Annotated in this window: 8 protein-coding genes; 3 read left to right on the top strand and 5 right to left on the bottom strand. The window is 58.5% G+C overall.

Annotated features, from left to right (window positions below; translation table 11 throughout):
- Positions 1 to 365: 365 nt before the first annotated feature.
- Together LC343_RS22135 and LC343_RS22130 are read right to left on the bottom strand one after the other, a co-directional pair.
- The gene (locus LC343_RS22135) at positions 366 to 1,229 is read right to left on the bottom strand and encodes a hypothetical protein (RefSeq protein WP_223479357.1); all 864 of its coding nucleotides are present in this window, start codon (positions 1,227 to 1,229) and stop codon (positions 366 to 368) included.
- Positions 1,226 to 2,374: a DNA cytosine methyltransferase gene (locus tag LC343_RS22130; protein ID WP_223479356.1), complete on the bottom strand. Its 1,149-nt coding sequence runs from the start codon at positions 2,372 to 2,374 to the stop codon at positions 1,226 to 1,228. Before LC343_RS22130 ends, LC343_RS22135 begins: the two co-directional genes overlap by 4 nt.
- 72 nt (positions 2,375 to 2,446) lie before the next feature.
- Here LC343_RS22130 and LC343_RS22125 point away from each other — a divergent pair, with 72 nt between their 5' ends.
- Positions 2,447 to 2,896: a very short patch repair endonuclease gene (locus tag LC343_RS22125; RefSeq protein WP_223479355.1), complete on the top strand. Its 450-nt coding sequence runs from the start codon at positions 2,447 to 2,449 to the stop codon at positions 2,894 to 2,896.
- 7 nt (positions 2,897 to 2,903) lie between these two features.
- Positions 2,904 to 3,350, top strand: a complete 447-nt coding sequence (locus LC343_RS22120) for a thermonuclease family protein (RefSeq protein WP_223479354.1) — start codon at positions 2,904 to 2,906, stop codon at positions 3,348 to 3,350.
- 248 nt (positions 3,351 to 3,598) lie between these two features.
- Here the strand turns inward: LC343_RS22120 and LC343_RS22115 are convergent, their stop codons facing one another.
- The 3 genes from LC343_RS22115 to LC343_RS22105 form a co-directional block, all read right to left on the bottom strand.
- A complete protein-coding gene (locus tag LC343_RS22115) occupies positions 3,599 to 4,783 on the bottom strand; it encodes a tyrosine-type recombinase/integrase (protein ID WP_223479353.1) in 1,185 nt (394 codons plus the stop codon).
- 378 nt (positions 4,784 to 5,161) lie between these two features.
- A complete protein-coding gene (locus tag LC343_RS22110; RefSeq protein WP_223479352.1) occupies positions 5,162 to 6,055 on the bottom strand; it encodes an LbetaH domain-containing protein in 894 nt (297 codons plus the stop codon).
- A gap of 33 nt (positions 6,056 to 6,088) precedes the next feature.
- Entirely contained in the window at positions 6,089 to 6,586 is a 498-nt protein-coding gene (locus LC343_RS22105; protein WP_223479351.1) for a hypothetical protein, read from the bottom strand.
- Between the two features lie 131 nt (positions 6,587 to 6,717).
- Between LC343_RS22105 and LC343_RS22100 the strand changes: the two genes are divergently transcribed.
- Positions 6,718 to 7,050 (top strand): ArsR/SmtB family transcription factor, encoded by a 333-nt coding sequence (locus LC343_RS22100; RefSeq protein WP_223479350.1) that lies wholly within the window; start codon positions 6,718 to 6,720, stop codon positions 7,048 to 7,050.
- The last annotated feature ends 20 nt before the right edge of the window (positions 7,051 to 7,070 follow it).

Raw genomic sequence — 7,070 nt, 5'->3', positions numbered from 1 at the left:
ACTATGCAGCTCTGGAAACCCCAGAAATGGCCGCATAGCTTATATCAACCAGCCTCCGGCAAACCCGGGGCGGTTCAGCTGGTCGGGTTCTATTGATCCACTGCGAGCGTTGCGGCCGCGCCAAGTCGGTCGACTCAACGACCCTACCCTTGCTGGCGGAGTGCGCGGTGCCGAGCCTCGCCGGTCGTTTTCGTTGCACACGCTGCGGTTCGCGCGAGACGCATGCTGCGCCCGACTACAGTGACAGCTCGCCTCGACTTGAAAGCCGGCGCTAGGCGGAATTGCAGGCCGGTGTGTGCCAGGCCTACGATGTGTACTCGCAGCACAACCATAGCCAAGGCATAAGTCGTAGTAAGGTAGGCGGCCTACCGACGCTGTATCGGCGTCGGAGACGATTGCCTGACTACCTCACCACTTCGCTCGATCGTCGTCGTGCGAACAGTGTCAACGCCTCGATGAGCGACCTCGAAGCGCACCGAATGAACGTCCTCGTCTCTTCCTCCAAAGCACTCATGAAATGCTCGGAGAATGCCGACTTGCTGGATCGAATGCGGTGGTGGACTCGGATTGTTTCGCGGCGACGGAACAGTGCCGGGGAACAGATATATACAAGGCGGCGGAACGCTGTATGCGCCGATATCGGTCCTAGATGACGCCCCTGTGTCGACTTTTGGACAAGGTCGGCCGAGAGTGCCGCAAATCCAGTCCCATACAATCAAACCGTCCACGATTTGAGTGCGGGATATAATCTCGGCTGACAGCCGCGTATGGATGCCACTCCAAACATTATGCCGCGGATTAGCGCCCGGATTGGTGCAAACCGACCATATTACAAATTCTTGCACATGGGGAGGTCGCTCAAAGATATTGGTGTTGTTCCCGTCAAGGCAGCCCTTGAGTTCGATGGCAGCTTTTCTGCCATCAAGGAGTTCGACCAAATAGTCGTGTCGGTTGGCCTCTCCAGCCGACTCCCAACCACGTATAGCTTCGTGATCTTCCATATGATTCAGGATTGCGGCGACGAACTCACGCTTTTCCCTCATTGAAGCAGAGAACTGCCCGCGCACACGCTCGATAGATCCTCGAAACAATCCGCTGCGGTAGAACTCGGTCTCCTCAAGTCCGTGATCGCCCAGTTTGTGTGCCTCGGTCTTAAGGGCTTCCGAGTATTCGACGATGAGCTTCTCTAGCTCTTCGTTTTTCTCACAAGGAACAGGCCCGTCACTCATGCTGCTACCTGCTGCACCTTGTCGTCAGCGCAAAGCAACGGTTCGAAGAGATGCGCCGCCAGATGTCGGACAACAGGAACGACTACGCCATCGCCTGTCAGGTGGTAGGCCTCATTGCGCCCTCTCGGAAGGTGGTACTCATCAGGGAGCCCCATCAAGCGCGCGGTCTCGCGTGTGGAGATCAAGCGAGATCGCACGGTGTCGCCATCGACTACGATGATTGTCTGCCTGCTTGAACCACCGGCAGGCGTGCGAAGGCATCCGGCCACATCATCGAACCGTACCTCTGCTCGCACCGCCTTCCCATCTGGCCCCATGCGCGTCCTTTTGTAAATCGTGCCGACCACTCGCTGCCCCGCGCGCTTCGCCTTTTCGACTTTGGCAAGGTTGATCGGTGTCATCTTGGCGAGCAGCGCAGCCGTCTCGTCAGCTGTGTGCCAATCGACGCACGCCGGATTATCCTCGACGTAGTCTCCGAAGCCAACATTGCGCTTAGGGGGCACCGGCAACTTCCACCACAACCAGTCACGTTGAACTCGCTTGGGAAGCAAACCGTACGCCCTCTGTAGATTTCGGGTGTGGAACGTTGAGTCCGGCGTTGGTGCGGTTAGATTAGCGTCGATTTCGACATCGTCCCTGACGCCGATAACGAACAGACGTGGGCGCGATTGCGGCACGAACAGCGATGCATCGATCACCAACGCGCCAAATCTGTAGCCCGATTTGTAGTATGTCTCGCAAATTGCTGTAAAGTCCTTGCCTGAGTGTGACGTAAGTGTTCCAACAACGTTCTCAAGGGCAATTATCCGAGGTGAGCGGCCTTCTTCGGACAAGCTGTGCATTACATCCCAAAACGGATAGAAAGTACCACTTCGCTCGCCGCGTAGCCCGGCCCCGCCACCGGCAAGACTGAGGTCTTGGCAGGGAAAGGAAGCCCACGCGAGATCAGCGGTTCCGGGCAAGTCAGTCGCGGCGACCTTCCGAATATCGCGAACCTTTAATTCCCCGCCCCTGCCCCAGTTATCCAGGTAGGTGTTGCCCTTCTTGCGGTCGAAGTCATTGGCGAACGCGCACGTCCACTCCTCCCCCAGCCCGGCGCGCACCATGCCTCCTCCGGCGAAGAACTCGTAAAAGGTCAAAATCATGACTATCCCTCGAATCGCAGTGATCGTATCACAGAATTCGTGACTAGATGTTTACGCTATGTTCCCAAAGCAATGTCCGTCAAGATCAATCCCGACAGAAGCCGCCAAATGGCCCTGATCAAGGCCAAAGACACCAAGCCGGAAATGATCGTTCGCCGGGCCGCACATCGGCTCGGCTACCGCTTCAGACTCCACCGACGCGACCTCCCTGGCAATCCCGATTTGGTTTTTCCAAAGAGAAGAGCGGTCATTTTCGTACATGGCTGTTTTTGGCACGGCCATGATTGCAAACGTGGAGCCAGAATCCCGAAAACGCGAACTGATTACTGGCTGTCCAAAATCGCGCGAAACAAGGAACGTGATAAGACCTCCATCGACGCGCTTGAAGCAGACGGCTGGCGAGTCTTAGTAATCTGGGAGTGTGAGCTTCGCGATGCCTCTGCGCTGGATCGAAGACTCGTCGATTTCCTCAGCTTGGCACCTGCTGGCGGCATCCACAAAGCAATCACTGCAGAAGGATAGGACGCGAATGAACAGACACGTCTTGGCCGCATCAGCCCTGTACGTCGCCACCACAGCCGCCACAGCAGGCGACCGCTCGAGCCCAACAGAACCAGCGTATCTTTATCGAGCAGAGGTCGTGCGCGTCGTCGATGGCGACACCGTCGACCTGGATATTGATCTCGGGTTCTATGTGTGGCTTCGCAGTCAGCGCATCCGCATGGTCGGAATTAATGCACCCGAACCGAAAGGGAAAACACGCGAGGTAGGTCGTGCGGCAACCGAGTTCCTCGAGTCTTTGATCGTGGGAAAAACCGTTATTGTTCGCACGTACAAGGCGCGCGATGGCAGCGACGCTAAAGGCAAGTATGGCCGCTGGTTGGCGCGGATTTATGTCGACGGAGTCGATGTGAGCCAGGCGATGATAGACGCTGGCCACGCAGTCGAGGATACGGACGACGCTCCGGCAGAATGATCAGCCATTAGCGTGCCGCACCGTACCGCCTGAGTCGATCCATGCATTTACGTCAGCCGCGCGGTACAGCACCCTCTTCCCGCTCTTGAACGGCTCTGGATACACCCCGCGCCGGTCGAGCCGGAGCGTATGGGGCGATATCCCCATGGCCGCCGCGGCTTGATCGCGAGAAATTGCTCGTTTCAGTTCCATTGTGATCCTCCGTGATCGTTAGAGATGCGCAGAGAACACGATAGGAACATTTGAAATCAGTTAATCTGCATTAATGCCTTCAGGTGCCGCTCCCAGAGCCTCACCGCTTCCCCTTTTTGCTCGAAGTAGGAAGCACGGTTATATGTGCCGGCTACCCCTGCCCGCGCGCCGCTACGGTGGTTCAGGATCGCCTCGACGACATGCGGTTCGACACCTAGATCATTCATCCGCGTTGCGGCCGTCGTGCGGAGGTCGTGTGGCGTCCATCTGTCTTCGATCCCCGCCTGCCACTTCCGAGCCATCTGTGAGAGCACATTCGACTTGATGCAATCATCGTCACCGGATGCCGGCGGAAATAGATACTCGCCATTTGTGGCGCTCAAGCGCTCCCCAATCAGGTCTCGCGCTATGTCGCCAAGCGCGACGAGTGTATCCAGCCCATTCTTTGTGCGCGCGCTCGGGATTGTCCAAGTCGCTGCCTCGTCGTCAATCTCCGAGCGGCGCATTCCTGCCACCTCACCGCTGCGCTGGGCTGTGAGCAGAACAAGGCGCAACGCAGTGGCCGTTAGACCACCGACCTCGCCTGTGATCCGCCAGAAGGCGCGAAGCTCGTCATCGGACAGGACACGCTCGCGCGGCGCCTCCTTGGTCTTCTCAGCGTATTTGGCGGGCAGAGGCATCACCTCGAGGTGACCAGTGGACTCGCCCCATGCGAAGGCCGCGCGCAGGTACGCATAGAGCCGATTGGCCGCGACGGGCGCCCCGCGCTTGGCTACCATTTCCACCGGTTTGAGCGCGTCTCTGCGAGAGAGCTTAGACAGTACGACAGCGCCGATGACGGGGAGCACATCGCGCTCTACAGCGCGGCGGAACTCAGCCCGATGTTTCTCACCGGTCGCAGCGAATTTGCGGCTGGACATGTAGGCATCGAGAAGGTCGCCGACCGTATCGCCATTAGCGGCTCGCTTCTCTGCGAGCACGGGATCTTCGCCTTCTGCGATCTTTGACCGTAACGCACCAGCGGCCCCGCGGGCAGCGCGGAGGTTCATGACAGGATGCTTGCCAAGTTTCGACCGGCGGCGCTTGCCGTCTACCGGCGATGTGTACTGCGCATACCACGTGCGCACACCGCTCGGGCCAACCGTCAGGGCGAGGCCCTGTGCGACTGTGTCGAAGAACTCGGTCGGCTTCTGGACCGACACACGGTCAACCCACATCTGCGTCATTTGCTGCTTCGGCATGGTCTCTCCAGTTGCGTACAGAATGGCCCATTCTGTACGCGATTTACCGCACTAGTGGATATCTGTCGAGATCACCACCGATCACATGATCAGAATTTTATCTAATAAAAACAGTTCAGTAGAAAAACAATTGGTGTTGGATTCCAGTGCTTTAGGCAAAGCCGAATTTGACTTTTAATCAGTAGGTCCAGGGTTCGAACCCCTGCGCGCTCACCAACATTTCATCAAAAATATTCCGTTCCAGGGCCGAGTAACATCGCGATTCGATAAGTCGAAGCCGGATGCGATGATGAAGCGCGGCCCAAAGGTGGAGCGCACCGGAAACGGCCATCAGCGAGGCGATGCCCCATTCGGGGCCTCCCGTTCAGCCAGCTCGCGTCAATCAGCGCCCAATTCAGGTGCCACGGGTTTGTCGATGCCGAGAATTGCCGCGATCTGTTCGAAATGGTCGATGATGGCCAGGGTTTCGGCGCAGAGCGCTTCTCCGTCGGCGTTCTCGGTCCAGTATTCGCGCGATTGCCCGAAATCGAGATATTCGTAATCGCCGATCACGCGCGGACCCTCGGGAGTGGCGACCAGCGAGAAGGTTTCGCCATCGCTTCGCACGGCCATCGGGACTGGCCTTGAGACTCGCGCATCACCGAAGATCGCCGCATGGCCGAAGATCTTCGCCGTCCCAAGAATGCGGGCGTTTCCGTAGATCGCGGCGTTGCCGTAGATTTCGGCACTGCCCGACACCTGCGCGTTTTGCGAGATATGGGCGTAATCATGGATACGGGCATGTCCCCGGACCAGCGCGCTGCCATGCGCCCAGGCGTGGTGATAAAGTTGCGCATCGCCCGACACGCGCGCCTTCTCCGTGACCTTGGCCTTTCCGGAAATCCGCGCGTTTTGCGAGATCACCACGTCGCCATACACCTTGGCATTACCGGCAACCTCGGCGTGACCGCAAATTCGCGCGTTGCGATAGATTTCGGCCTCTTCGCCGATACGGGCATTGCCGCAAATGCGCGCGGCGCCGTGAACGCGGGCGCTGCCGTAGACGATCGCCGCATCCGATATCAATGCATTCTCGGAGACGACGGCATTCATGAACACTTTCGCCTCGTCGGCGATCCATGCCTCGCCGTCCTGCGAGAGGTTGTCTTCCGCCTGTAGGAAGCCGCCCCGATCGCCTTTTTTCACGTTGCCGAAATCAGCAGTCGCCCGGATCCGGCGAAGCGTGTGGCCAAGATGGGAAACGGTCTCGGCGGTCAGCTCGTATTTCGCCATTCTCGCCCTGCCTCCTGCCGTGGCGGCGTTTCGTCAGAGGATGACCAGGTAGTGGTTCCCTTTGGAATCGCGGGCGATCCCGGAGCCGTTCGACGTTTTCCTTCGGGTCACGAAATCCATTTCCACGGATGTGCCATAATCGCAATGAAGCGATGCCTGTCCGTTGCGCGAACTCGATACGCCGCCGACGATCGCGACATCGCGCTCGACGCTCTCGCCACCGGCCTGCAAGAGCGAATTCGACCCGATTCCGGCAAACCGGCGCTTTGTCGTGGACCATCTGCCGAAACAGGGTTCGCCGTCCGGAAGGATCAGCGAGATATTCCCGCTCTCGCCCCAGATGTTCGACAGCGTCGCCTCAACCGGCACCGAGGCCGCTTTCGGGCTATCTGCCGGATAAACGGCGAGTTTCTTGTTCATGCAGGCGGCGAGCAGGACAGAGGCAGAGACAAGCACGGCACAGCGCAGAACGGCCGATGAAGCCGATGCGACGGATATCCCCGTGGACCCCGCTGTGGCGAAAACTCTCATGACACCACAGGTAATCGCGTATTCTTGCGCGAAGGCTTCCAAATCGCCCGCAAACCTGCACGTCTTGCGCTCGTGTTCGCGCGTGCTAGATAATGCGGGAATTCCAACGCCATTTGGGACATGTGACGCCAATGGGTACCGCTATCGATGAGAAAGCCGCGGACGATCAGGCCTTCTCGGGCCAGATGCTCGAAAACGCGACGGTCACCACACAGTTTCTGAAATCCCTGGCCCATCCGGCACGGCTCGTCATTTTGTGCAGGCTCGCCGAGGGAAGCATCAATGTCGGCGAACTGGAATCGATGCTTGGCCTTCCGCAAGCCGCCGTTTCGAAACAGTTGGCGCGTTTGCGTGAGGACGGTCTGGTCGATTGCCGCCGCGAAGGCCGCTCGATGGTCTACACGCTGGCGGATGAGAGAACGCGCAGAATCATCCGCGCGCTCTATGACGAATTCTGTGCCTGACGACGTGTGTTTGGACGCCG

Source organism: Oricola indica (assembly GCF_019966595.1).
Lineage (GTDB): Bacteria > Pseudomonadota > Alphaproteobacteria > Rhizobiales > Rhizobiaceae > Oricola > Oricola indica.
The sequence above is the reverse complement of the archived record's forward strand: the minus strand, read 5'-3'. Positions and strand labels throughout refer to the sequence as shown.